Origin of the sequence: Micromonospora sp. DT44 (assembly GCF_049841635.1) — a bacterium.
In the GTDB taxonomy this organism is placed as follows: domain Bacteria; phylum Actinomycetota; class Actinomycetes; order Mycobacteriales; family Micromonosporaceae; genus Micromonospora.
The window spans coordinates 1-24,117 of record NZ_JBNCKS010000078.1; the positions used below are offsets into that span (position 1 = coordinate 1).

Consider the following 24,117-nt stretch of genomic DNA (forward strand, 5'->3'; position numbering starts at 1 on the left):
CTACATCGCCCGACAGCTCTACCGCACCATCACCACCCACCACCGCACCTCTTGACAACCCCACTCACAGATCGGCGGGGGTGGGAGGCGGGGGTCAGAAGCGGGCGGGTTCGCGGTAGGTGCCCCACTCGGCTCTCAGGGCGTCACAGATCTCGCCCAGCGTGGCCTCGGCGCGGACGGCGTCGAGCATGGCGGGGACCATGTTGCCGTCGGTGCGGCTCACCTCGACCATCCGGGTCACCGCAGCGCGCACTGCCGCCTCGTCCCGCGCGCTCTTGCGCTCGGCGAGCACCCGGCGCTGCTCCAGCTCCACCTCGTGCGAGATGCGCAGGATCTCCAGTTCCTTGGCGACCGTGCCGGTGTGGCGGTTGACGCCGACAATCTTCTTGTCGCCCTTCTCCAGGGCCTGCTGGTAGACGAACGCAGACTCGGCGATGTGCCCGGTGAACCAGCCGTCCTCGATGCCGCGCAGGATGCCCGAGGTCATCGGACCGATCTGGTGCGGCCCCTCCCCGCCGAGCTGGCGGATGCGGGCGAAGATCTCCTCGGCCTCGGCCTCGATCTTGTCGGTCAGCGCCTCGACGTACCAGGAGCCGCCGAGCGGGTCGGCCACGTTGACCACGCCGGTCTCCTCCATCAGCACCTGCTGCGTCCGCAGGGCGATCTCGGCGGACTCGTCGGTGGGCAGGGCCAGCGTCTCGTCGAGGGCGTTGGTGTGCAGCGAGTTCGTGCCGCCGAGCACTGCGGCGAGCGCCTCGACGGCGGTCCGTACGACGTTGTTGACCGGCTGCTGCGCGGTCAACGACACGCCGGCGGTCTGCGTGTGAAAGCGCAGCCAGAGCGCCTTCTCGCTGGTCGCGCCGTAGACGTCGCGCAGCCAGCGGGCCCAGATCCGGCGGGCGGCGCGGAACTTGGCGATCTCCTCGAAGAAGTCGAGGTGCGAGTCGAAAAAGAAGCTCAGTCCGGGCGCGAACACGTTCACGTCGAGCCCGCGCGAGAGACCCAGCTCGACGTAGCCGAAGCCGTCGGCGAGGGTGTACGCCAACTCCTGCGCGGCGGTCGAGCCGGCCTCACGGATGTGGTAGCCGGAGACCGACAGCGGCTTGTAGCGCGGGATCCCGGCCGCGCAGTACTCCATCAGGTCGCCGATCAGGCGCAGGTGCGGCTCGGGGTCGAAGAGCCACTCCTTCTGCGCGATGTACTCCTTGAAGATGTCGGTCTGCAACGTGCCGTCCAGCGTGGACAGGTCGGCGCCCTGCCGCTCGGCGGCGACCAGGTACATGCAGAACACCGGCACGGCCGGGCCGGAGATCGTCATCGAGGTGGTGACGCCGGCCAGGTCGATGCCGTCGAAGAGCGCCTCCATGTCGGTGGCGGTGTCGATGGCGACACCGCAGTGCCCGACCTCGCCGAGCGACTGCGGGTCGTCCGAGTCGCGGCCCATCAGGGTCGGCATGTCGAACGCGACCGAGAGGCCGCCGCCGCCGGCGCCGAGAATCATCTTGTAGCGCTCGTTGGTCTGCTGGGCGTTGCCGAAGCCGGCGAACTGCCGGATCGTCCAGGTCCGACCGCGATAGCCGGTGGGATACAGACCCCGGGTGTACGGGTACTCGCCCGGCCAGCCGATGCGCTCGAAGCCCGGGTACGCGCTGCCCTCCGGCGGCCCGTAGACCGGCTCCACCGGCATCCCGGAGAGCGTGGTGAAGTCGGCGTCCCGCTTGCGCGCGGAGTCGTACCGGGCCTGCCAGCGTGCCCGTCCGGCGTCGATCTCGTCGGCGTCCATGCGCGGGGCTCCTCCTCGGTTCCTCGACCAGCACACCGAGTGTAGAGCCCTTGCCTGAACGATCGCTAAGTCACGCCGTACCGGCGGGTAACCAGGCAGTCCACGGTCAGACGGCGGCGCCCGGCTGGTTCAGCTCGATGTCGTCCACCGTGACGTTGACCTGCGTGACCGACAGGCCGTACTTCTCCACCGCCTCGATGACCGCGGCCCGCACCGCCTCGGTCACGTCGGCCACGACGGAACCGGCGTCGATCACCAGGACCACGTTGACGACGGCCGAGGTGCCCTTCACGTCGGCCGAGACGCCCCGGCGGGCGTCGCCCACCTCGTCCAGGCCGACCTTGTCGAGCACGCTGTTGAAGAACCGGGCCACGTCACCGCCGAGGTCGGCGACACCGGGAACCGCGCGAGCGGCCGCACCGGCGATCTTCTCCACCACCTCGTCGGACACCGACGTCACACCCCGGGCCGCGCCCGTCGTCGGCTGCGTCGTGCCGGCGTTCTCCACCGCGTCCGTCATGCTCACGTCTCCCCTGGTCCCGGTGCACTGTGGACCGACCTGATCGTCGGCCCGCCGCGTGGCAGCTCGCTGCCGGCCGCGAGCCTACTAAAACCGGAGGGCGCTTCGCGTCCAGGCGCGCGGGTCGCGCGGCCGTTGGGGCCGGGTCAGTTCGCCAGTTGGGCGAGCAGCTCGTCCGCAGCCGCGTACGGGTCGATCGCGCCCTCGGCGACCTTGGTGGCGAGCGTGCTCAACTCCGTACCGTCGCGCAGGGAGCCGATCCGGGCGCGGAGGGCGCCGAGCGCGATGGCCTCGATCTCGGCGGCGGCCCGCGCCTCCTGCCGGCGACGCAGCTCGCCGTGCTCGACCAGCCAACCGCGGTGCTTGTCGAGGGCGGCGGCGATGTCGTCGATGCCCTCGCCCCGGGCCGCGACCGAGCGGACCACCTGCGGCCGCCACTGCCCCGGCCCGCGCTCACCGAGCGCGATCATACCCTGGATGTCGCGGACCGTGGCGTCGACGCCGTCCCGGTCGGCCTTGTTGACCACGAACACGTCGGCGATCTCCAGGATGCCGGCCTTGACGGCCTGGATCGCGTCGCCCATGCCCGGGGCGAGCAGCACCAGCGTGGTGTCGGCCAGCGAGGCCACCTCCACCTCGGCCTGCCCGACGCCGACGGTCTCCACCAGCACCACGTCGCAGCCGGCGCCCTCGAGCACCCGGACCGCCTGTGGCGTCGCCGCCGCCAGCCCGCCGAGATGGCCCCGACTGGACATCGACCGGATGTAGACGCCCGGGTCGGTGGCGTGGTCCTGCATCCGCACCCGGTCGCCGAGGATCGCCCCGCCGGTGAACGGGCTGGACGGGTCGACCGCCAACACGCCGACCCGATGGCCTCGCGCCCGAAGCGCGCGGACCAGCTCGTTGGTGGTGGTCGACTTGCCCACCCCGGGCGAGCCGGTCAGCCCGACCACCTGGGCCTGACCGGCGTACGGCGCCAGCGCGGCGGCGATCGCCGGCAGCAGCGCGTCGCCGTTCTCCACGAGGGTGATCAGGCGGGCCACCGCCCGGGGGTCACCGGTGCGGGCCCGCTCGACCAGCAGCGGTACGTCCCGGCTACGGCGCACCGACGTGGCACCCGCCGCCGGAGCGTGCCCGGTCGCCTCGCTCACTGTGCCGGAACGTGGATGATCAGCGCGTCACCCTGGCCACCACCGCCACACAGCGCCGCCGCGCCGGTGCCGCCGCCGCGACGCTTCAGCTCCAGGGCGAGAGTGAGTACGAGACGCGCGCCGGACATGCCGATCGGGTGCCCCAGGGCGATCGCGCCGCCGTTGACGTTGACCTTGTCCGGGCTGATGCCGAGGTCTCGCGTGGACTGGATGCCGACCTGCGCGAAGGCCTCGTTGATCTCGATGAGGTCCAGGTCCTCGATGCTCAGGCCGCCCTTCTTGAGGGCGTGGTTGATCGCGTTGGACGGCTGCGAGTGCAGGGAGTTGTCCGGGCCGGCCACGTTGCCGTGCGCGCCGACCTCCGCCAGCCAGGTCAGGCCCAGCTCCGTGGCCTTGGCCTTGCTCATCACGACCACCGCGGCGGCGCCGTCGGAGATCGGCGAGGAACTGCCGGCGGTGATGGTGCCGTCCTTGGCGAAGGCGGGCCGAAGCTTGGCCAGCGACTCGGCGGTGGTGTCCGGCCGGATGCCCTCGTCGTCGCTGATCACCAACGGGTCACCCTTGCGCTGCGGGATCAGCACCGGGGTGATCTCCTCGGCGAAGTGGCCGTTCTTCTGCGCGGCGGCGGCCCGCTGGTGGCTGGTTGCGGCGAACGCGTCCTGCTCCTCGCGCGTGATGCCGTGCCGCGCGCCGAGCCGCTCGGTCGACTCGCCCATCGAACAGCAGTCCCAGGCGTCGCTGAGCCCGTCGTGCGCCATGTGGTCCTTGACCACCACGTCGCCGTACTTGTAGCCGGTGCGCTGACCCATCAGCAGGTGCGGGGCGTTGGTCATCGACTCCATCCCGCCGGCCACCACGATGTCGAACTCGCCGGCCCGGATGAGCTGGTCGGCGAGGGCGATCGCGTCCAGGCCGGACAGGCAGACCTTGTTGATGGTCAACGCCGGCACGGACATCGGTACGCCGGCCTCGACCGCCGCCTGCCGGGCCGGGATCTGACCGGCGCCGGCCTGGAGCACCTGGCCCATGATGACGTACTGGACCTGGTCGGGGCTGACACCCGCCCGCTCCAGGGCAGCCTTGATGGCGATCCCGCCGAGCTTGGTGGCCGGGAGATCCTTGAGGTTGCCCAGCAGCCGGCCCATAGGGGTCCGCGCGCCGCTGACGATCACCGAAGCCATGCCTGCCTCCGAGGGGGGTGCCGAGCTGTACGCCTGAACGATGGTTCGGCCAGACTAGCGCCATGACAGAGAACTCCCCCGTCGAGCCCGGTGCGGACTACGTCACAGACATCGGACTTCGCAAGATCGACCACGTCGGCATCGCCGTCGCCGACCTGGACGCCGCGATCGACTTCTACCAGCGGACCTTCGGGATGCGCTGCGTACACGTCGAGACCAACGCCGAACAGGGCGTACGGGAAGCGATGCTGGCCGTCGGGCCGACCACCGAGGGCGGCTGCGTGCAGTTGCTCGCCCCGCTCAGCCCGGAGTCGACGATCGCGAAGTTCCTGGATCGCAACGGGCCGGGCGTGCAGCAGGTCGCCTACACCGTGGCGGACATCGACGTGGCCTGCGCGGCGCTGCGCGAGCGGGGGATGCGGCTGCTCTACGACGAGCCGCGACGCGGCACCGCGGACAGCCGGATCAACTTCGTCCACCCGAAGGACGCGGGCGGCGTCCTGGTCGAGCTGGTCCAACCCGCCGCGACGCACTGACGGCGGCCCCTGTCGCCCACTCCTGTTGATCAAGAGGTTCGCGTCATCTCCGGGCCCCGAGATGACGCGAACCTCTTGATCACCGGGGGCGCCGCGAGGGTTTGTGCGCGGTTCTCGCGCTGGTCGGGCACCTTCACGCATCGGCGGATGCAGTTTTTCACAGAGGACTTCCGGCTTTAGCTACCGTTCAGTAACGTCCCGGCCCACAGGAGCGCGGCCGGTGTCGGATGTGTCGAATGCCGACATGGCGGTCGCGTCCCACCGGCGCCGACGATGGCAGCACCCGGGCCCGCGCGGGTGTGGGACGAACCGGAGGTCACCGTGCAGGACATCCTCGAAGCGATCATGGCGGCGGAGGAATCGAACGACCCGGACCGGGAACTGGCCGGCGTCGCCGGACTTCCCGTGCCGGAGAGTTACCGGGGCGTGGTCGTCCGCGCCGAGGAGTCCCGGATGTTCGACGGCATGTCCACCCGGGACAAGGACCCCCGCAAGGCGCTGCACGTGCAGGAGGTGCCGACGCCGGAACTCGGACCGGGCGAGGCGCTGATCGCCGTGATGGCCAGCGCGATCAACTACAACACGGTGTGGACCAGCATCTTCGAACCCGTATCCACCTTCCGCTTCCTTGAGCGCTACGGCCGGGTCTCCGAGCTGACCCGTCGGCACGACCTGCCGTACCACGTGGTCGGTTCGGACGCGGCCGGCGTGGTGCTGCGTACCGGTCCCGGGGTGACCCGGTGGGTGGCCGGTGACGAGGTCGTCGCGCACTGCCTCTCGGTCGAGCTGGAGGACGCCGCCGGGCACGACGACACGATGCTCGACCCGCAGCAGCGGATCTGGGGCTTCGAGACGAACTTCGGCGGGCTGGCCGAGCTCGCCGTGGTCAAGGCCAACCAGCTCATGCCCAAGCCGCGCCACCTCACCTGGGAGGAGGCCGCCAGCCCGGGGCTGGTCAACTCGACCGCGTACCGGCAGTTGGTCTCCCACCACGGCGCCAACATGAAGCAGGGCGACGTCGTGCTGATCTGGGGCGCGTCCGGTGGCCTCGGCGGGTACGCCACCCAGATGGCCCTCAACGGCGGCGCGATCCCAGTCTGCGTCGTCTCCTCGCCCGAGAAGGCCGAGCTGTGCCGCAGCATGGGCGCGGAGCTGGTCATCGACCGGGCCGCCGAGGGCTTCCGGTTCTGGAAGGACGACCAGGCCCAGGACCCGGACGAGTGGCGGCGGTTCGGTGAGCGGATCCGCGAACTCACCGGCGGAGAGGACCCGGACATCGTCTTCGAGCACCCCGGTCGGGAGACGTTCGGCGCGAGCGTCTACGTGGCCCGGCGCGGAGGCACCATCGTCACCTGCGCGTCCACGAGCGGCTTCCAGCACCAGTACGACAACCGCTACCTGTGGATGCATCTCAAGCGGATCGTGGGCAGCCACTTCGCCAACTATCACGAGGCGTGGCAGGCCAACCGGCTGGTCGCGCTCGGCAAGGTGCACCCGACGGTGTCCCGCACCTACTCCCTCGAACAGGCCGGTCAGGCGGCGTACGAGGTGCACCGCAACGCGCACCAGGGAAAGGTCGGTGTGCGCTGCCTCGCGCCGTCGGACGGACTGGGTGTCCGGGACGGGGAGCTGCGGGCCCGGCACGAGGAGGCGATCAACCGGTTCCGGGGACACTGAGCGAGACACCGGCCGGACGGATGAGCACCCGATGGCCAATACGGTGATCGGCCATTGTTCTTCCACCCCCATTAGCCCGAACCCATCCGGATCGAACAAAGGGCCACGGGAGACCCCCGTGGCCCTTTTTCGCGTCACGCTGCGTGGTGCCCGTCCGGCCCGGGACCTGGCAAGATCGCCGATTGGTCCGACCCCGGAGGCCAGGGCAGTTGACCATGTAAGGAGGAGACGAAAGCTTCGTACCGCTCTTGCGAAGCACCCTGGGGCGTCTGCCAGTATGTCCCAATGCCCCAGCAGCAGTCCTCCCCTCTCGCGTTCTTCGATAACGCGAACTCGCAGCCAGATTTCACCGTTGGCCTGCGCGGATACAACACTCACCAGGTCGATGACTTCATCGGCCGGATGACGGCCGCGCTGACCCAGTCCGAGCAGGCTCGTGCCGAGGCCGAGCAGCGGATGAACGACGCCCAGCGTCGTCTCCGCCAGGCCGAGCAGCGCATGAGTGCGCTGGAGCAGAAGCTCACCGACACCAACAAGCAGCTCGAAGAGAACAGCCGGCCCACCCTCTCCGGGCTCGGCACCCGTGTCGAGCAGATCCTCCGGCTCGCCGAGGAGCAGGCCAACGACCACCGCAACGAGGCCAAGCGCGAGTCCGAGGGCATCCTCTCGGCCGCCCGCCTCGAGGCGCGGGAGATCACGGACAAGGCCCGCGCCGAGGCCGCCGCGATGAAGGCCAGCGCGGAACGCGAGGCGGGCAACCTGCGCACCGCCGCCGAGCGGGAGGCCGCCGAGGTCCGGGTGCAGGCCCGCCGCGAGGCCGACACGCTCCGCGCCGACGCGGACCGTGAGACCAAGCAGCTCCGGACGGTCACGGCCCACGAGGTCGCCGAGCTGAAGTCGACGGTGGAGCGGGAGGTGGCCACCCTGCGGGCCACCGCCGAGCGGGAGATCACCCAGCAGCGGGCCAAGGCCGCCCGCGAGGCCGAGGAGAAGCGCGCCGAGGCCACCAAGCTGCTGACCGACGCGCGCGACAAGCGCGACAAGGACCTCCAGGCTCTGGAGCTGCAACTCGCCGAGCGGCGCGAGAAGGCCGAGCGCGAGGAGTCCGAGCGGCACGCCGCCCAGGTGTCGCAGACCCAGAAGATGGTCAGCGAGGCCGAGCAGCGCGCCCGCGCCGCCCAGGAGCGCGCCAAGGAGATCGAGCAGCGCGCCGAGGCCCGTCGCGTCGAGTCGGAGCGCAACGCCGCCGAGACGGTCGACAAGGCCAAGGCCCAGTCCGACAAGATGCTCAACGAGGCCAAGGCCGAGTCGCAGCGTCTGCTCACCGAGGCCCGCACCGAGGCCGAGCTGACCACGCAGGCCGCCCGCCGCGAGGTCGAGGACCTCACCCGGCAGAAGGACGCGGTCACCTCGCAGCTCGGGCAGATGCTCTCCGGGCTCGCCGGCATCGTGCCCGGCGTTCCCTCGTCGCCGCCCGCCGCGGCGACGAAGTCCGAGACGAAGAAGACCGACGGCGCTCAGGAGCGGGTCACCGCGGAGACCGCCGGCTGACGCGAGGCGTCAGGTTGGGGCATCGACGGCGCGAGGTGACACCGGGTAACCGGTGTGACCTCGCGCCGTGTGCGTTTCCCAACCCTTGGTGTGGTGCCCTCGCCACGGAGTGAAGTAGGTCCCACAAGCGGCGTCCGTATCGCCCCAGCCGCGGGCGATGCGTGTGAGGATGGGGGCATGTCGCACGGCGAGGAACTGTTCGCTCTCGGCGGGGACGTGACCACGGAGCCCAGCTTCGAGTCCGCTCTCCGGGGGTACGAGAAGAAACAGGTTGACCGGTACGTCGCACGTGCCGAGCACGAGATCGCGACTCTCGCCGCCGAACGGGAACAGGCCTATACACAGATCCACAAGCTCGCCGGCCAGGTCGAGGTGCTGCAGCGGGATCTGACCCAGGTCCGCAAGCAGATGAACGTGGTCGACCGGGCTTCCTTCCGGCATCTGGGTCCCCGGGTCGAGTCGATCCTCACCCTCGCCGAGGAGCAGGCCGAGCAGATCCTGTCCGCGGCCAACGAGGAGATCGAGGCCCGTCGGGCCGCCGCCGAGCACATCATCGAGGAAGCCCGCGAGCAGGCCGCCCGGGCATTGAAGGACTTCGAGATCGCTCTGGCCGCCCGACGCCAGGAGGAGGAGCGGCACAGCGCCTCCCGCCGCGCGGAGGCGGACGCGACCCTGCGCTCGGCCAAGGACGAGTCGGCACAGCTGCGCAAGACGGCGCAGGACGAGCTGGCCAAGGCCCAGCAGGAGGCCACCCAGCTGCGGGACGCCGCCAAGGAGATTCACACCCGGGCCCAGCAGGAGGCCACCAAGCTGCGCGAGGAGGCCCGCGAGGCGCTGGCCACCGCCCGCCAGGAGGCGGCGGAGCTGCGCGAGGCGGCCAAGGAAGTGCACGTCAAGGCCCAGCAGGAGGCCAAGCGGCTCACCGACACCGCGACCGAGGCGGGCCGGGCGACCCACGCCAAGGCCCAGCAGGAAGCCAAGCAGATCATCGACGACGCGTCGATGGCCGGCCGGGCCACCCGGGCCAAGGCCCAGCAGGAGGCGGAGCGCCTCACCACGCAGGCGTCCGAGGCCGCCAAGCGCAGCCGGGCCGAGACCGAGGCGTACGTGCAGCGCATGCGCGGCGAGACCGAGGCGTACGTGCAGCAGTCCCGGGCGCAGACGCAGCAGGAACTCGGTGCCTGGCGGGCGGGCGTGGAGCAGGAGGTCAACTCCCGGCGCGAGGCGGCCGATCGGGAGCTGGCCCAACGCCGTTCCACCGCCGAGCAGGAGTTCGCCAAGCGCCGCGACGAGCTGGACAAGCAGCACGAGTCGCGCCAGCAGGAGTTGGAGTCGGGCTGGACCGCACGCCGCGACGAGCTGGAGACCGAGTACACCACCCGCAAGAACGAGATCGAGCAGGGCGCGGACGCCATCCGCCAGGCGGCCGAGGCGGACGCGGCGACCCTGCGCCAGCGCGCCGAGACCGAGGCCGCCGAGATGCTGAGCCGCGCCGAGACCGAGGCGGGCGACAAGCGGCGCAAGGCCGACGACCACGTCGCGGCCTCGCGCCGCCAGTTCGAGGAGTACGCGGCCACCACCCAGCAGCATCTCGCGACCACCCAGCAGCACCTGGCGGCGACGCAGCAGGAGGCGGCGGCGGGTCGGCAGCAGCTCGCGCACGTGATGTTGGAGATCGCACAGGCCCAGCAGCAGCTCGCCGACCTGCGGCAGGAGACCTGGAAGGCCCGGCAGGAGTCCGACGAGATCGAGCGCCAGATGTCCGAGCTGCGGCTGCGCAGCCTCACCGGCCCGGTCGACGGTCCGACCGCTCCGGCGGCGGCCGATCGTTCCGACGCGCCGGCCGACGTCGCGACGGTGGCAGCCGGCGGCGGAACGGGCCCGGGCGACGGTGCCGACGCGGCTGTCGGCGGCGACACCGACGGTGCTCTCAAGACCGCCCCGGCAGACGTTCCGCAGCCGGTGAACGCCACGACCGACGAGGCTGGGCAGTCCACCACGCGACCGGTCGCCGAGCCGGTGACCACCGTCGACGGTGGCACTGCCAGCGCCGGGGTGGACGGCGAGCCGACGGTGGCCGCTGTTCCGGGCGAGGGTGGCCGGGGCGCCAAGCCAACCAAGATCACCAGTACGGGTGAGAACGGTAAGCGGCCCACCAAGCCGACCACCGACGAGCGCAGCGCCAAGCCCAGCAAGGTCACGATCGAGAAGGACTGACAGGCGCCCACACCGAGCGTCGAGATCTTGGACAGTTTCCGTTCAGCCCGAACGAAAAGTGTCCAAGATCTGCGCGCAGCCAGCAGGGTCTAGCTGACGTGTGGGGGCGGATCGATGATCGGCCGCCGGAACGGCCCCACGCCACGAAACGTTCGAACAACTCTCTCGGCGTCGGCCCGTCGTAGGGATTGAGCTGGTAGAGGTCGTGCGCTGCCTCGTGGTAGAGCCCGGCCAGGTAGATGGTCAGCGCGGCAGGATCGTCGTCGAACTCCGCCTTGAGCAGCAGCCGGGCGTCCGCACAGGGCCAGGGTCGACCGTCGGCCCGGCAGCACCACATGGGTCGCAGCGGCGTGTGCGGCGTCCGAGCACCGCAGGGTCGGGGGAACGCGGGGTACGGCCCAAGTCGCGGCTGGGGCAGCCCCGATGCCGGCGTACGGCCCCGGTCACCCGATCCAGAGCCCGACGGCGTGCATCCCGACCGGGACGCTGCGGTGACGGGCAGCGCGCGACCGGCACGGCGAGAACTGGGCATGGGTACCTCCTCGACTGGAAACGGTTGCGCCGCCGGCGGCAGGGCTCAGGGCGACGACAGCCGCACGATCCGGTACGTGACAGTCTGCTGACCAGACCACTACGGTCGGAAGGCATCACCGCGTTCGGCGGCGGCACTGTGTCGACGGCGTGGCGCACCCGGACGGTCGGTGGAATCGACCCTCGACCTGCGGAGGCACTGTGGAAGGCGACGCCGCGCCGACGGCCGACATGATCCGCGCACAGCTGCGCCGGCTGCGGATTGCCGCCGGGATGAGCCAGGAGGATTTCGGCCGGCTGGTCCACTATTCCGGCTCGATGGTGTCGGCACTGGAACTGGGCCAACGTCCCCTGGACCGGCTGTTCCTGGCCCGCGCCGACGAGGTGCTGACCACCGACGGACTCCTCGTCCACCTACTCAAGCTCGCCGAGCGGGACGGTCAGCCGAGCTGGTTCCGTCCGTGGCTGGATGCCGAGCGCAGCGCCCGCCAACTGCGGTGTTTCCAACCCACGCTGATCCCGGGGCTGCTACAGACCGAGAACTACGCCCGCGCCGTGATCCGCTGCGACGACCTGCTCAGCGACGACGAGGTGGAACGCAGGGTCCACGCCCGCCTGGACCGCCAGTCCATCCTTCAACAGCCTGATCCACCGCAGTTGATCGCCGTAGTCGACGAGCGTGCCCTGCGGCACTCTGCCGAACACATGCGTGGTCTCATGTTCGAGCAACTCACCCACCTGATCACATGCGCCCAACGGCCGCCGATCAGCGTGCACGTCATCACCACCGAGGTTGGAGTGCACGTCGGGATGTCCGGACCCTTCACGCTCGCGCGTAGCGCGGACGGTGGCTGGGTCGGCAACCTCGAAAACCAGCTTGCCGGCGTCGTGGTTGACCAAGATGGTGACGTAGCTACGCTTCTCTCGCGTTGGGAGACGGTTCGGAACGAAGCGCTCTCTCATCGCCACTCGATTGATTTGATGAAGGAAGCTGTGGATTCATGTACCTGAGCGGCGCAGCTTGGCGCACCTCCACTCGCAGCGGCAACAGTGAGTGTGTCGAGGTGGCGGACAACCTGCCCGGGGTGGTGGGGGTGCGGGACAGCAAGGACCCGTCCGGCGCGGTGCTGGTCTTCGCGCCGGCCGCGTGGCGGGCCTTCGTGGCCGCGACCCGTCGTCCCACCGCCTGAGCCGGGAGGTCCCTGGTGCCGCACCGTGACCCGTCCGACGACGACCCGGACGTGGCCCCCGAGTCCTCTCCGGCCCAGCCCGGAACGACTCCGGCCGAGCCTGGGACGCCACCGCCGGTCCCGGTGCCGGCTCCGGGATTCGACCCGGACGAGCCTCCGGCGGTCCCGTCGGGGAAGTTCGGCACGCCGGGGCGTCCGCTGCGGCGCAGCAGTTTCCTGGTCGGCTTCACCGGCGCGCTGGGCGTGCTGCTGGCGTACACCCTCTATCTGGGGATCCGGAATGCCGGCGGCATTCTGGTGCTGGTGGTGATCGCGCTCTTCCTGGCGGTGGGCCTCAACCCGGCGGTGGTGCGCCTGCGCACCTGGGGTGTGCCGCACGGCCTGGCGGTGGCGGTGGTGGCGCTGACCGTGGTGCTGCTGCTCTGCGGCGGCATCGTGGCGCTGGTCCCGCCGATCGTGACGCAGTCCGGGCAGTTCATCGACCAGATTCCGAGCCTGCTCGACGAGTTGCGTCGCAATCCCACGGTCAACGACCTGGCGGAGCGGTACGACGTGGTGGAGCGGGTCCAGGGCGCGGCCAACGCCGACACCATCGGCCGGGCCCTCGGCGGGGTCCTCGGTGGCGCCCAACTGATCTTCGGCACGGTGTTCCGGACGCTGACCGTGCTCGTGCTGACCATCTACTTCCTGGCCTACTTCGACAAGCTGCGCTCCCTGGGTTACGCGTTGGTCCCCCGGTCGCGTCGTGAGCGAGCGGCGTTGATCGGCGATGCGATCCTCACCAAGGTGGGCGCGTACATGGTCGGCGCGTTGAGCATCGCGGTCCTGGCCGGCGCGACCACGTTCGTCTTCGCGCTGATCGTCGGCTTGCCGTACCCGTTCGCGCTGGCCGTGGTCGTGGCCGTCACCGATCTGATCCCGCAGATCGGCGCGACCCTGGGCGCGGTGATCGTGAGCCTGGTCGGCTTCGCCGCCGACCTGCCCACCGGCATCGCCTGCGCGGTGTTCTTCCTCGTCTACCAGCAGGTCGAGAACTACCTGATCTACCCGAAGGTGATGCGGCGCTCGGTCGAGGTCAACGAGGTCGCCGCCCTGCTGGCGGCGCTGCTCGGCGTGGCGCTGCTGGGCGTGGTGGGCGCGCTGATCGCCATCCCCACGGTGGCCGCGCTGCAACTGATCCTGCGTGAGGTGGTGCTCCCCCGGCAGGAGCGCAACTGACGCCGCCAGAAGCGGAACTGCGCGGGGTCAGTCGGCCGGGCGGGGTACGGGCGTGTCGGCGAAGGCGGCCACCGTCCGGTCGGCGTACGCGCTGACGTCGCCGGTCTCCATCGGCCCGTCCCAGGTCGTCGGCAGGGGCACGTCGACCCCGGGGTTGACCCGCTTGACGATCTCGTCGAGCACCGTCTCCGCGTCGCCCACCCAGAGGTGCTTCGCACCGGGCACCCCGACCACCTCGGCCTGCGGCACCGCCGCGAACCGCTCCCGCGCCTCGGCCGGACGCAGGTAGTCGTCGAACTCGGGCACCAACGCCACCAGCGGCCGACCGGACGTGCTCCAGGTCGCCAGGTCGTCCGGCGTCGAGAAGCGCAGCGGCGGGGAGAGCAGGATCGCTCCGGCCACGGCCGGGTCGCAGCCGTACTTGAGAGCCAGGTCGGTGCCGAACGACCACCCGACCAGCCAGATGTTGGGCAGTTCGGCGAACTCCGCGTACTCGATGGCGGCGGCCACGTCGTACCGCTCGCCCACCGCGCCGTCGAACGCGCCCTCGCTGGTGCCGCGCACGCTGCTGGTGCCCCGAGTGTTGAACCGCAGCACGGCCAGGTCGGCCAGCGCCGGCAGCCGCCAAGCCGCCTTGCGGAACACGTGGCTGTCCATCATCCCGCCGTGCGTGGGCAGCGGGTGCAGGCAGACCAGGGTGCCCACCGGGGGCCGGTCGGCCGGCAGGGCCAGCTCGCCGACCAGCCGCAGCCCGTCGGCGGTGTGCAGCTCGATGTCCTCCCGGCGGCCGGGCAGGATCGACGACGCGCGGATCGCTGTGCTCACCGCCCAAGTCTGTCGCGAAGTCGCCGCCGCCGCCCACCGAGGCACGAACAGGGTGATCCAGATCGCTCAGTAGCGCGGCGCGCTCCGCCCGCGCTGCACCGCCGGCCCACGCCGCTCCCGGGCACGCCAGCAGCCGCTGTGCCAGTGCCGGCGGTCGGTCAGGTCGCCCAGGCCGTCCGCCGGCCAGGCCACGAGGTGCGCCACACCGGGTCGGATCTCCTGGTTGCAGCCGGGGCAGCGGTACGTCTTGACCGATGCCCCCGCCCCGATGCCGCGTACCTGCCAGGCCCCGTCGGTCCACTGCTGCACCGAGGCGACACCCTGGCGGGCGCGGTCGGCGTCCAGGTTGGCGTTCTCGTCCCGGCGGGGGCGGTTGCGACGAGGGCTCACAGTCACCAAGCGTACGGTTACTCCCAGCTGGCTGGCTCGCCAAGGTCGTCGGCGACCCGGAGTCCACCGATGATCGTGCTGACCTCCGCGTCCGTGGGTGACCGCTCCCAGCGGTTTTCGTGCCCCATGGACAGCAGGGTGTTCGGAATGCCGAGCACATGCCAGAAGTCGCCCATATCGAACACCGGTCGGCCGGCGATCGTGCGGTTGGCCGTGGCCCGGTCAGGCGTGGATGGACCGGGTGAGTAGTCGAGACGCACCGGCACGGTGGCCGCGCCCTCAAGAGCGACCGTCAACGCCGCTTCGGTGCGGTCCGAAGCCACAACGGGCATCTGTGTCGGCGTCGTGGTTCCCGCCACGTTCACGATGCGGGGCCAGAACAGCTGCCGCACCGCCACCTCGCACGCGCTGATCCGGGCACCCCGGGGCAGGGCGGTCAGTTGAATCGGCGCGACACACCGGCGCGCCTCGTCGAACCGGAGCGCCTCCGCCGCCCGGCGGACCTCGGCGTTGGTCTCCCCGAGAGCCGCGACCCGGACGTACAGGCCGGGAACGGGCTGCCAGCGCAGCACCCAACCCTTCGCGACCCTTTCCAGCTGGCGGATCACCCCGTTGTACCTCGACCCGGCGTCCACGCCCCCGGTGGGCGAGACTTGATCGTTGTCGCCTGTGCCGGCACTCACTTTGTCGGTGCCGATGTCGTGAAGCTGACCAGGGTCTCCGATCTCGGCCGTCTGCGGGTCAGCGGCAACGATCACCATCGCCTGCACGCCGTCACCCAGGTCCAGTCGCATGCTCTCGACCTGCCGGGCGGAGCGCCAGGCGACCGGTTTGGCGGCTGACGGATCGACCCCGAAGTGCAGCAGGTGTGGGTCCGTGCCGACCAGGTCAGGGCGCGCAGCTGCCCCCGACACCCCCGGTGCGCGGGGCGGAGTGACCACGACCGGGCTGGGCGTGACGGCTGGCTGCGGCGGCGCGGCCGACGGCGTACGCAGGGCCACTCCCGTTCCGAGCGTCACCGCCACGCCGAGCGCTGCCCCGATGACGGCACGTCGCCGCCGCCGACGGGCCCGTCCCCCGTTGACCGCCGCCGTCAGCAGGCGGTCGGCGTCCACGGGCCCGTCGGCGTGCTCCCGGAATGCTCGTGCGATCCGCTCGTCGAGATTGGTCACGGCCGGCTCCCGTTCGTCGTGGGAACGCTGTGGCGCTCCCGCAGCTGGCTGAGCGCCCGCATGGCGTGGGTGCGGACGGTGACCGGGGAGCAGCCGAGAATCTGGGCGATGGTCGGGTCGTCGAGGTCCTCGTAGTAACGAAGCACGAGGACGGCGCGCTGCCGGTCGGGCAGGCCGAGGATCAACCGCCACATCTCGTCCCGTTCGGCCGCATCGCCGCCCAGGTCCCCGCGCCCCGGCCGGTCGGCGAACTCGGCCGTGGCCAACTCCCTGCTGGATCGGCGGCGCCACCAGGAGGTGTTGGCGTTGACCATCATCCGGCGCACGTAGACGTCCGGGTGGTCGGCACGTTCGATCTTTCGCCAGTGCACGTAGGCGCGCGCCAACACGTCCTGAGTGAGGTCCTCGGCCCGGTGCTCGTCACCGGTCAGCAGCCGGGCCAGCCGGACGAGCGCCGGCCCGCGACTGCTGACGTACTCCTCGAAGGTCACACCACTCAGACGCCGTCACCGGCGACCACTGTTGACACCGTCAGCGGTGCGAGTGGTCGCGGAAGCCGCGACGGGTCTTGCGACCCAGGTAGCCCGCGGTCACCAGGTGCTCCAGCAGCGGCGCGGGCGCGAACCCCGGCTCGCGCAACTCCAGGTACAGCTCCCGCTGGATCGCCAGCGAGACGTCCAGCCCCACCACGTCGAGCAGCTCGAACGGGCCCATCGGGTAGCCGCAGCCCAGCTTCATGGCGTGGTCGATGTCGTCGGCCGTGGAGTAGCTGGCCTCCAGCATCTTGACCGCGTCGTTCAGGTACGGGAAGAGCAGCGCGTTGACGATGAAGCCGGAGCGGTCGCCGCAGACCACGCCGGTCTTGCCGAGCGCCGCGCAGACGGCCCGCGCGGTCGCGGTGGTCTCCGGCGAGGTACGGATGGTCCGGACCACCTCGACCAGCGGCATGACCGGCGCCGGGTTGAAGAAGTGCAGGCCCACCACGTCGGCCGGTCGCTGGGTGGCCATCGCCACGTCGATCACCGGCAGGGACGAGGTGGTGGTGGCCAGCACCACGCCCGGCTTGCAGATCTCGTCGAGGGTCGCGAAGAGGGCCTTCTTGACGCTCAACTCCTCGACGACCGCCTCGACGACCAGGTCGACGTCGGCAAGATGGTCGAGGGTCGCCGACCAGGTGATGCGGCCCAGGGCGGCGTCCCGATCGGCCTCGGCGAGCTTGCCCCGCACCACGCCCTTGTTCAGCGACGTCTTCACGGCCTCGCAGACCGACGCGGACTTCTCCGCGCCCCGGGTCACCGAGACGACCTCGTACCCGGCCCTGGCGAACACCTCGACGATCCCGATGGCCATCGTTCCGGAGCCGACAATGCCGACCTTGGTCACGACTGCGGGGCTCGCAAGCTCACTCCTCGCGCTCCCGATGCCGACCTCGGCGTAGATGGCGCGCGCGCCGTCGGCGAGCGCGGCGTCCGCCGCCGGTGGCGTCGTCCCATCGGGTACGACCTTCGGCGAACCGGGCCGCTCGTAGGTGTAGAAACCCCGACCGGACTTGCGGCCCAGCAGCCCCGCCGTGACCATCTGCTTGAGCAGCGGCACCGGGGCGTGTCGGCGGTCCCGGCCGCCCCGCCGGTACATGGTGTCCAGGATTTCGTACGCGGTGTCCAGGCCGATCAGGTCCATCAGCGCCAGTGGGCCCATCGGCAGGCCGCAGCCGAGCTTCATCGCGGCGTCGATGTCCTCCCGGGTCGCGTAGTGCGCTTCGAACATCCCGACCGCGTGGTTGAGGTAACCGAAGAGCAGCGCGTTGGCGATGAAGCCGGCCCGGTCGTTGATGGTGACGTCGACCTTGCCGAGCCGGGCGCACAGCGCCTCGACGTCGGCCACGACCTCGGGCGCGGTGACGACCGTGCGGACCACCTCGACCAGCTTCATCACCGGGGCCGGGTTGAAGAAGTGGATGCCGATCACCTGGTTGGGCCGGCTGGTGGCCACCGAGATCTCGGTGACGCTCAGCGACGAGGTGTTGGTGGCGAGGATGGCCTCCGGCTTGCAGACCCGGTCCAACTCAGCGAAGATCCGCTGCTTGAGGTCGAGGTGCTCGGGCACCGCCTCGATGACCAGGTCCACCGAGTGCAGCGCGTCCAGTCCGACCGCAAAGCGCACCCGCTCGTGCAGGGCGTCGCGGTCCGCCTCGGCGAGCTTGCCCTTGGCGACCGCCCGGTCGGTGGAGCCCTTCAGGGTGGCCCGTCCGCGTTCCAGCGCCGGCTCGGCGATCTCGACCGCGAGGACGTCGATGCCGTTGCGGGCGAAGACCTCGACGATGCCGGCACCCATGGTGCCCAGCCCCACGACACCGACGGTGCTGAACTCGCGCGCCACGACCGGCCTCCCCAGACACTCCGCACGGCCCCTGAACGGCCGCTAAGGTATGCGCGCGAGTCTGCCACGTGCCGCAGGGTTGTCGAGACGCCGTGGGATATTTCACCCACGACGCGGCCCTACCCGGCCCGCGCGTCGGTCAGCGCCAGCAGCTCCGCCACGAACTCCCCCGGGCGCTCCACGTGCGGGCTGTGCCCGCAGTCGGGCAACACCACCTCACGGTACGCGCCGCCGGACGCCGCGTACCGCTCCAGCACCGCCCGGGTCTGGCCGATCATCGGTTGCGGCGGGCAGGCCTCCGCCCCCGGCCATCCGGCCAAGACACCCAGCGAACCGAGGTACGCCAGGTCCAACAGCGACGTGTCCGAGACGATCACGTCGGCGTCGCCACGTACCCAGGTGACCGGAGGCTTCTCGGCGACGGCCACCAGTTCGTCGGCGACCCGGAACCAGGTCGGCGCGAGCGCGTTCAGCACGCCCCGCTTCCCGGGCACGGTGCCGGGCCAGTTCTCCGACTCCGCCGATGTGCCCGGGTAGTTGTCCTCGCCGATCGCCGTGGACAGCACACTGTCGAGCAGCAACTCTTCGTCGACGCCGAGCGAGGCCGAATCGGCCACGTAGGTCGCCCGCAGCACCTCACGCGGACTGGCCGGGCCCTCGGTGCTCCGATCGCCCGCGGCGAGCCGGGCCACGAAGTCCCGGTTGGCGGTGCCAGCACCGGTACCGGCGAAGTCAGGCGTGGTCGGCGTGCCACTCAGGTCGCGCGTGCCACCGAAGCCGTACGGCGACACGGGCGCGGCCAGCAGTAGCGCGCCCACCCGGTGTGGATGGTCGACCAGCAGCCGCATGGCAACTCCCCCACCGAGGGAGTGCCCGACCACGACCGGCCGGACCCCACCACCGGTGTCAGCGCCGTTGCTGTCAGCGCCGCTGCGATCGGCGCCGCCCGGGAAGAGCGTCGGGTCGTCCAGCAGGGCGGCGACGTCGTCGGCGAAGTCCCGCAGGCCCCGGGTGGCGTCCACCGGAGCGGTCGCCGAGTCGCCGAACCCGCGCAGGTCGGGAGCGACGACCCGCAGCGTCGGTGGCAACCGCCGGATCAACGGCTCCCAGAACAGCGAGGAGGAGCAGTTGCCGTGGACCAGCAGCACCGGAGTTCCGTCCGGCGGACCGGCCACCCGTACCGCCTGGCGTACACCGTTCGCCGTCACGACCCGCTGCTCGGTCTCCATCCGCGGCATGCTGCCACGTCGGTCCACGCGGGTCCAGGTGTCGGACAGCCACCCGGCGGCACCGCCGGAGTGTGGCCGACGGCCAGGGTCGCCCCGGCGGGGTCAGCGGCGGACGCCCGGTGGCGTAGCCAGCGGCAGTGGCAGCGTCGGTCGGATGTCGCGTCGGGACACCCCGAAGCTGAGCCCAACCGGATCCGTGTGGGCGACCCCCGGATCGAACAGGCGCAGCTCGGTGCGGCCGAGCCGGATCACGTCGCCGTCGCTGAGGCGCTCCACCTCGGTGATCCGGCGGTCGTTGAGCCAGGTGCCGTTGGTCGAGCCCAGGTCGCGCAGCGACGCGCCCTCGGGTGCCAGCCACACCTCGGCATGCCGGCGACTCAGATGCGGGTCGCTGATGACCACGTGGCCGGTCGGCGCCCGACCGATCACCTGCGGCTCGGCCCGCAGGCGAAAGCTTGCTCCGCGCATCGGCCCACCTGCGACCGTCAACAACGGCATCAGTTCCGGATGTTCCTCCATGGACAGTCAGCCCTCCACCCCACACCGTTACTCCGCGCGTCAGCCTGCCATCAGACGGTAATCGTCAATACCGACCGGCCGGTCAGCTCCTCGTCACCTCCCGGTCACCCGCTGTTCGACGATTCGGACGGCCACCCTTCGGCAACCGGCACCTGACCTGCACAGATCAACGAGCGGGTGGGTGGACGCGACTCCCACCCCGGCACCCGAGATCGCGGCCTACCGGTGAGTAATCTTCGGGTCTAGACTTCCGCCATGACGGCTGTGCATGTTCCCGGCACCCCCCTCATCGAGGTGCACGAGCTGGTCTCCACCAGTCCGGCCACCGGCGTCGAGGCCGGCCGCCTCCCCGTCGCCAGCGACGCGGACGTACGGCAGGCCGTCGAGCGCGCGCGTTCGGCCGCCGAGTGGTGGGCCGGTCTCGGCTTCGCCGGCCGTCGCCAGCGGATGCTGCGCTGGCGGGCGCTGCTCGCCAAGCGGGTCGAGCAGCTCGCCGACCTGATGCACGTCGAGGGCGGCAAGCCGGCCGCCGACGCCATCGTCGAGATCGCCAGCGCGATCGAACACGTCGACTGGGCCGCCCGCAACGCGCGCCGCGTGCTCGGCCCACGCCGGGTACGGACCCGGCTCGTCCTCGCCGAGTTCTCCGCGCACCTGGAATACCAGCCGCACGGCGTGGTGGGTGTGATCGGACCGTGGAACTACCCGGTCCTCACCCCGCTCGGCTCCGCCGCGTACGCCCTGGCCGCCGGCAACGCCGTCGTGCTCAAGCCCAGCGAGTACACGCCCGTCGTCGGCCAGTGGCTGGTGGACACGTTCGCGGAGGTGGTCCCCGAGCAGCCGGTGTTCAGCGCCGTACACGGGCTCGGCGACGTCGGCGCGGCGCTGTGCCGTTCCGGGGTCGACAAGGTGGCCTTCACCGGGTCCACCGCGACCGCCCGCAAGGTGATGGCCGCCTGCGCCGAGACGCTGACGCCGGTGCTGATCGAGGGCGGTGGCAAGGACGCCATGATCGTCGACAGCGACGCCGACCTGGACGCCGCCGCCGAGGCGTGCGTCTGGGGCGCCATGACCAACGCCGGCCAGACCTGCATCGGCATCGAGCGCGTCTACGCCGTCGACACGATCTTCGACGCCTTCGTCGACAAGGTCGTCGCCCGCGCCGGCCGGCTGACCGTCGGCCCCGACGGCGCCGACATCGGCCCCATCACCATGCCCGGCCAGATCGACGTGATCCGCCGCCACATCGAGGCCGCGGTCAGCTCCGGCGGTCGCGCCCTGGTCGGTGGCCCGGGCGCGGTGCAGCCACCGTACGTGCATCCGACCGTGCTGGTGGACGTACCGGAGGAGTCGGCCGCCGTCCGCGAGGAGACCTTCGGTCCGACGGTGACCATCAGCCGGGTCCGCGACGCCGACGAGGCCGTCGCCCGCGCAAACGCCGTGTCGTACGGCCTGGGGGGTTCGGTCTTCGGCCGGCAGCGTGCCGTGAGCATCGCGCGGCGCCTGCGCTCGGGGATGACCTCGGTCAACTCCGCCCTGACCTTCGCCGGGATGTCCACGCTGCCGTTCGGTGGCGTCGGCGACTCCGGCTTCGGGCGGATCCACGGCGAGGACGGCCTTCGCGAGTTCGCCCGCGCCAAGGCCATCACCCGGCGTCGGGCGCGCTCACTGCTGCCGTCGATGACGTTCGACCGCACCCCGACTGACGTGGCACGTCTCGTCAAAGCCATCAAGGTGATGTACGGCAGGTGAGTGTCGGATAGCCGATCTGCGCGGCGATCGGCGTATCCACATGTTTATAGGTTGTAGGCGCGGCGGTACATTGCGTTAAATGGGCCACAATCGATTGCGACACAGCCTTGTCGACAGTGACCAGTCGTGGAGCGCTCGGCAGCGGCGTCGTCGTTCGGAGTGGCTGGCGCGCACCTTCCCCGACATCGGCGACATGCACGTCGTCGACCTCGGCGGCCGGCTCGGCACCTGGCACCGCGCCACCGTCCGGCCGGCCCGCGTCACCGTGGTCAACCTGGAACAGCCACCCGCAGCCGTACCCGAGTGGGCCCACGTCGAGCAGGCCGATGCCTGCGACCTGCCACCCCGGGTCGCGAACGGCGCCTACGACCTGGTCTTCTCCAACTCGGTGCTGGAACACGTCGGTGGGCACGAACGCCGGCTGCGGTTCGCCGCCGCGGCCCGGTCACTGGCCGATCGGCACTGGGTGCAGACGCCCTACCGCTACTTCCCCATCGAGCCGCACTGGATCGCGCCCGGTATGCAGTTCCTACCGATCCGGATGCGCACGGCTCTCGCTCGCCGTTGGCCCCTCGGCCACAAACCGACCCGCAGCCACGAGGCCGCCATCCACCAGGTGCTCTGGACCGAGCTGCTGGACCGTTCGCAGATGCGGCACTACTTCCCCGACTCGACAATGCTCGTCGAACGGGTCTTCGCCCTGCCGAAGTCGTTGATCGCCGTACGGACCGGGCGGTGAGCCGGATCAGAAGAGCGTTAGCTCGTCCTTCTCGATGCCCCGCAGCCGGTCGTAGTTGACGACGACGCACCGGATACCCCGGTCGGCGGCGAGCACCCGGGCCTGCGGCTTGATCTCCTGCGCGGCGAAAACCCCGCTGACCGGGCTGAGCAGCGGGTCACGGTTCATGAGTTCGAGGTAGCGGGTCAACTGCTCCACGCCGTCGATCTCGCCACGCCGCTTGATCTCGACGGCCACGGCGCCGGAGTTCGCGTCCCGGCACAGCAGGTCGACCGGGCCGATCGCCGTCATGTACTCGCGGCGCACCAACGTGAACCCCTCGCCCAACACGGTCGGGTTGGCCGCCAGCAGCTCCTGCAGATGCGCCTCCACCCCGTCCTTGCGCAGGCCGGGATCCACACCCAGCTCGTACGAGGTGTCCTGGAAAACCTCCTCCAGGGTGATCCGCAACTCCTCGCCGGCCTTGTTGACCACCCGCCACACGCCGGGGGCCTCCTCCAGCCGGCAGGGCGGGCTCATCCAGTTCAGCGGCTTGTACGCACGGTCGTCGGCGTGAATCGACACCGACCCGTCCGCCTTCACCATCAACAGCCGGGTCGCCAGCGGCAGGTGAGCCGAGAGCCGTCCGACGTAGTCCACCGAGCACTTCGCAATGACCAACCGCACCCGACGAGGGTAGCCGAGCAGCCCGCGACCGCCACCAAGCGGCACTGGCGCGTCGGTGCGATGCTGAGACCGTGTTCGAAGTTCTCACCGGCACCGGCCTCGCCGCCTCGGCAGGGCTGAACGCCTACATACCCCTGCTCGTCCTCGGCCTGCTCGGCCGCTACACCAACCTGATCGACCTACCCAGCGGCTGGACGTGGCTCGGCAACGGCTGGGTCATCGTCATCCTTGCCGTCCTGCTCGCCGTCGAGATGGTGGCGGACAAGGTGCCGGTCGTCGACCACGTCAACGACGTGGCGCAAACCGTCGTCCGGCCCACCGCCGGTGGCCTCGCCTTCGGAGCCGGCTCGTCGTCGGAGACCGTGACCGTCAGCGACCCGGGGAGCTTCTTCTCCAGCCACCAGTGGGTGCCGGTCGCCACCGGCGTACTCCTCGCCTTCGGTGTACACCTGCTCAAATCCGCCGCACGCCCGGTGATCAACGCGACCACCGCCGGGTTCGGCGCCCCGGTGGCCAGCACCGCCGAGGACGCGACGAGCGTGGTCATGTCCCTGGTCGCGGTCATCCTGCCGGTGCTCGTACTCGCCTTCCTGGTGGGGTTGGTCGTCTTCATCTACTGGTTCTTCCGTCGACGCTCCGTACGCCGCCGAGAACGTCAGGCGGCCCGCGCCGCTGGCTTCCGCGTCTGACCTCCGGCGCGCTCCTCCCGGGAGGAGCGCGCCGGCCGCGCGGTGGCAATCCGAAGGTACGGCGATGGCCGGCACCCGAGTACGGGTGCCGGCCATCGGTGGTTCTTAGCTGTTCCAGTACTGGCCGACCAGGTCGGTGGCCTGCTGCTCCCACTGCGCGTACGCGTCCGGGTAGGCCGAGACCTGCACGGTCTGGGCGGCG

The 24,117-nt window shown here is 70.8% G+C and carries 22 protein-coding genes; 10 read left to right on the forward strand and 12 right to left on the reverse strand.

All coding sequences use genetic code 11. The annotated features are described in order from the left end of the window. Window positions 1–94: 94 nt before the first annotated feature. From ACLQ25_RS29785 to ACLQ25_RS29800, 4 genes are all read right to left on the reverse strand, one after another. Window positions 95–1,783, reverse strand: coding sequence for an acyl-CoA mutase large subunit family protein (locus ACLQ25_RS29785; protein ID WP_425734065.1), 1,689 nt, complete (start codon window positions 1,781–1,783; stop codon window positions 95–97). A 106-nt stretch (window positions 1,784–1,889) separates the two neighbouring features. Then, window positions 1,890–2,303, reverse strand: a complete 414-nt coding sequence (locus ACLQ25_RS29790; RefSeq protein ID WP_425734066.1) for an Asp23/Gls24 family envelope stress response protein — start codon at window positions 2,301–2,303, stop codon at window positions 1,890–1,892. 146 nt (window positions 2,304–2,449) lie between these two features. After that, entirely contained in the window at window positions 2,450–3,454 is a 1,005-nt protein-coding gene (gene meaB, locus ACLQ25_RS29795) for a methylmalonyl Co-A mutase-associated GTPase MeaB (protein WP_425734067.1), read from the reverse strand. After that, a complete protein-coding gene (locus ACLQ25_RS29800) occupies window positions 3,451–4,635 on the reverse strand; it encodes an acetyl-CoA C-acetyltransferase (protein WP_425734068.1) in 1,185 nt (394 codons plus the stop codon). Before ACLQ25_RS29800 ends, meaB begins: the two co-directional genes overlap by 4 nt. A gap of 62 nt (window positions 4,636–4,697) precedes the next feature. Here ACLQ25_RS29800 and mce point away from each other — a divergent pair, with 62 nt between their 5' ends. From mce to ACLQ25_RS29835, 7 genes are all read left to right on the forward strand, one after another. Next, window positions 4,698–5,171 carry a methylmalonyl-CoA epimerase gene (mce, locus tag ACLQ25_RS29805; RefSeq protein WP_425734069.1) on the forward strand — a complete coding sequence of 158 codons (474 nt, stop codon included), beginning with the start codon at window positions 4,698–4,700 and terminating at the stop codon, window positions 5,169–5,171. A 321-nt stretch (window positions 5,172–5,492) separates the two neighbouring features. After that, a complete protein-coding gene (gene ccrA, locus ACLQ25_RS29810; RefSeq protein WP_425734085.1) occupies window positions 5,493–6,848 on the forward strand; it encodes a crotonyl-CoA carboxylase/reductase in 1,356 nt (451 codons plus the stop codon). A 285-nt stretch (window positions 6,849–7,133) separates the two neighbouring features. Further along, entirely contained in the window at window positions 7,134–8,399 is a 1,266-nt protein-coding gene (locus ACLQ25_RS29815) for a cell division protein DivIVA (protein WP_425734070.1), read from the forward strand. 177 nt (window positions 8,400–8,576) lie between these two features. Continuing rightward, entirely contained in the window at window positions 8,577–10,616 is a 2,040-nt protein-coding gene (locus ACLQ25_RS29820) for a hypothetical protein (protein ID WP_425734071.1), read from the forward strand. 762 nt (window positions 10,617–11,378) lie between these two features. Beyond that, the gene (locus ACLQ25_RS29825) at window positions 11,379–12,158 is read left to right on the forward strand and encodes a helix-turn-helix domain-containing protein (protein WP_425734086.1); all 780 of its coding nucleotides are present in this window, start codon (window positions 11,379–11,381) and stop codon (window positions 12,156–12,158) included. Further along, window positions 12,149–12,337 carry a DUF397 domain-containing protein gene (locus ACLQ25_RS29830; RefSeq protein WP_425734072.1) on the forward strand — a complete coding sequence of 63 codons (189 nt, stop codon included), beginning with the start codon at window positions 12,149–12,151 and terminating at the stop codon, window positions 12,335–12,337. Before ACLQ25_RS29825 ends, ACLQ25_RS29830 begins: the two co-directional genes overlap by 10 nt. A gap of 15 nt (window positions 12,338–12,352) precedes the next feature. After that, window positions 12,353–13,555 (forward strand): AI-2E family transporter, encoded by a 1,203-nt coding sequence (locus ACLQ25_RS29835; RefSeq protein WP_425734073.1) that lies wholly within the window; start codon window positions 12,353–12,355, stop codon window positions 13,553–13,555. A gap of 27 nt (window positions 13,556–13,582) precedes the next feature. Here the strand turns inward: ACLQ25_RS29835 and ACLQ25_RS29840 are convergent, their stop codons facing one another. The 7 genes from ACLQ25_RS29840 to ACLQ25_RS29870 all read right to left on the reverse strand — a co-directional run bounded on the left by ACLQ25_RS29840 (window position 13,583) and on the right by ACLQ25_RS29870 (window position 20,018). Beyond that, window positions 13,583–14,380, reverse strand: coding sequence for an alpha/beta hydrolase (locus ACLQ25_RS29840; RefSeq protein ID WP_425734074.1), 798 nt, complete (start codon window positions 14,378–14,380; stop codon window positions 13,583–13,585). A gap of 66 nt (window positions 14,381–14,446) precedes the next feature. Beyond that, window positions 14,447–14,770 (reverse strand): hypothetical protein, encoded by a 324-nt coding sequence (locus ACLQ25_RS29845; protein ID WP_425734075.1) that lies wholly within the window; start codon window positions 14,768–14,770, stop codon window positions 14,447–14,449. 17 nt (window positions 14,771–14,787) lie between these two features. After that, window positions 14,788–15,942, reverse strand: a complete 1,155-nt coding sequence (locus tag ACLQ25_RS29850) for a hypothetical protein (RefSeq protein WP_425734076.1) — start codon at window positions 15,940–15,942, stop codon at window positions 14,788–14,790. Further along, window positions 15,939–16,433, reverse strand: a complete 495-nt coding sequence (locus ACLQ25_RS29855; RefSeq protein WP_425734077.1) for a SigE family RNA polymerase sigma factor — start codon at window positions 16,431–16,433, stop codon at window positions 15,939–15,941. The genes ACLQ25_RS29850 and ACLQ25_RS29855 overlap by 4 nt, the downstream gene beginning before the upstream one ends. A gap of 40 nt (window positions 16,434–16,473) precedes the next feature. Further along, on the reverse strand, window positions 16,474–18,321 hold the full coding sequence (locus ACLQ25_RS29860; protein ID WP_425734078.1) for a 3-hydroxyacyl-CoA dehydrogenase family protein: 1,848 nt from the start codon (window positions 18,319–18,321) through the stop codon (window positions 16,474–16,476). A gap of 119 nt (window positions 18,322–18,440) precedes the next feature. Beyond that, window positions 18,441–19,559, reverse strand: coding sequence for an alpha/beta fold hydrolase (locus tag ACLQ25_RS29865; RefSeq protein WP_425734079.1), 1,119 nt, complete (start codon window positions 19,557–19,559; stop codon window positions 18,441–18,443). A gap of 93 nt (window positions 19,560–19,652) precedes the next feature. Continuing rightward, window positions 19,653–20,018, reverse strand: coding sequence for an FHA domain-containing protein (locus ACLQ25_RS29870; protein WP_425734080.1), 366 nt, complete (start codon window positions 20,016–20,018; stop codon window positions 19,653–19,655). Between the two features lie 306 nt (window positions 20,019–20,324). On the opposite strand from ACLQ25_RS29870, the gene ACLQ25_RS29875 reads away from it, so the two are divergent. Further along, on the forward strand, window positions 20,325–21,821 hold the full coding sequence (locus tag ACLQ25_RS29875; protein WP_425734081.1) for an aldehyde dehydrogenase family protein: 1,497 nt from the start codon (window positions 20,325–20,327) through the stop codon (window positions 21,819–21,821). Window positions 21,822–21,900: 79 nt separating this feature from the next. Then, window positions 21,901–22,560 carry a methyltransferase domain-containing protein gene (locus tag ACLQ25_RS29880; protein WP_425734082.1) on the forward strand — a complete coding sequence of 220 codons (660 nt, stop codon included), beginning with the start codon at window positions 21,901–21,903 and terminating at the stop codon, window positions 22,558–22,560. A gap of 6 nt (window positions 22,561–22,566) precedes the next feature. On the opposite strand, the gene nucS is transcribed toward ACLQ25_RS29880, so the two are convergent. Beyond that, window positions 22,567–23,226 (reverse strand): endonuclease NucS, encoded by a 660-nt coding sequence (gene nucS / locus ACLQ25_RS29885; RefSeq protein ID WP_425734083.1) that lies wholly within the window; start codon window positions 23,224–23,226, stop codon window positions 22,567–22,569. Between the two features lie 71 nt (window positions 23,227–23,297). On the opposite strand from nucS, the gene ACLQ25_RS29890 reads away from it, so the two are divergent. Further along, window positions 23,298–23,915 carry a DUF4126 domain-containing protein gene (locus tag ACLQ25_RS29890; RefSeq protein WP_425734084.1) on the forward strand — a complete coding sequence of 206 codons (618 nt, stop codon included), beginning with the start codon at window positions 23,298–23,300 and terminating at the stop codon, window positions 23,913–23,915. Window positions 23,916–24,117 lie beyond the last annotated feature (202 nt).

What these genes read in the sequence shown, in the direction of transcription:
- ACLQ25_RS29785 (WP_425734065.1), bottom strand. Translation starts at nt 1,783, where the DNA reads ATGGACGCCGACGAGATCGACGCCGGACGGGCACGCTGGCAGGCCCGG.
- ACLQ25_RS29790 (WP_425734066.1), bottom strand. Translation starts at nt 2,303, where the DNA reads ATGACGGACGCGGTGGAGAACGCCGGCACGACGCAGCCGACGACGGGC.
- ACLQ25_RS29800 (WP_425734068.1), bottom strand. Translation starts at nt 4,635, where the DNA reads ATGGCTTCGGTGATCGTCAGCGGCGCGCGGACCCCTATGGGCCGGCTG.
- mce (WP_425734069.1), top strand. Translation starts at nt 4,698, where the DNA reads ATGACAGAGAACTCCCCCGTCGAGCCCGGTGCGGACTACGTCACAGAC.
- ACLQ25_RS29815 (WP_425734070.1), top strand. Translation starts at nt 7,134, where the DNA reads ATGCCCCAGCAGCAGTCCTCCCCTCTCGCGTTCTTCGATAACGCGAAC.
- ACLQ25_RS29820 (WP_425734071.1), top strand. Translation starts at nt 8,577, where the DNA reads ATGTCGCACGGCGAGGAACTGTTCGCTCTCGGCGGGGACGTGACCACG.
- ACLQ25_RS29825 (WP_425734086.1), top strand. Translation starts at nt 11,379, where the DNA reads ATGATCCGCGCACAGCTGCGCCGGCTGCGGATTGCCGCCGGGATGAGC.
- ACLQ25_RS29830 (WP_425734072.1), top strand. Translation starts at nt 12,149, where the DNA reads ATGTACCTGAGCGGCGCAGCTTGGCGCACCTCCACTCGCAGCGGCAAC.
- ACLQ25_RS29865 (WP_425734079.1), bottom strand. Translation starts at nt 19,559, where the DNA reads ATGCCGCGGATGGAGACCGAGCAGCGGGTCGTGACGGCGAACGGTGTA.
- ACLQ25_RS29870 (WP_425734080.1), bottom strand. Translation starts at nt 20,018, where the DNA reads ATGCGCGGAGCAAGCTTTCGCCTGCGGGCCGAGCCGCAGGTGATCGGT.
- ACLQ25_RS29875 (WP_425734081.1), top strand. Translation starts at nt 20,325, where the DNA reads ATGACGGCTGTGCATGTTCCCGGCACCCCCCTCATCGAGGTGCACGAG.
- ACLQ25_RS29880 (WP_425734082.1), top strand. Translation starts at nt 21,901, where the DNA reads ATGGGCCACAATCGATTGCGACACAGCCTTGTCGACAGTGACCAGTCG.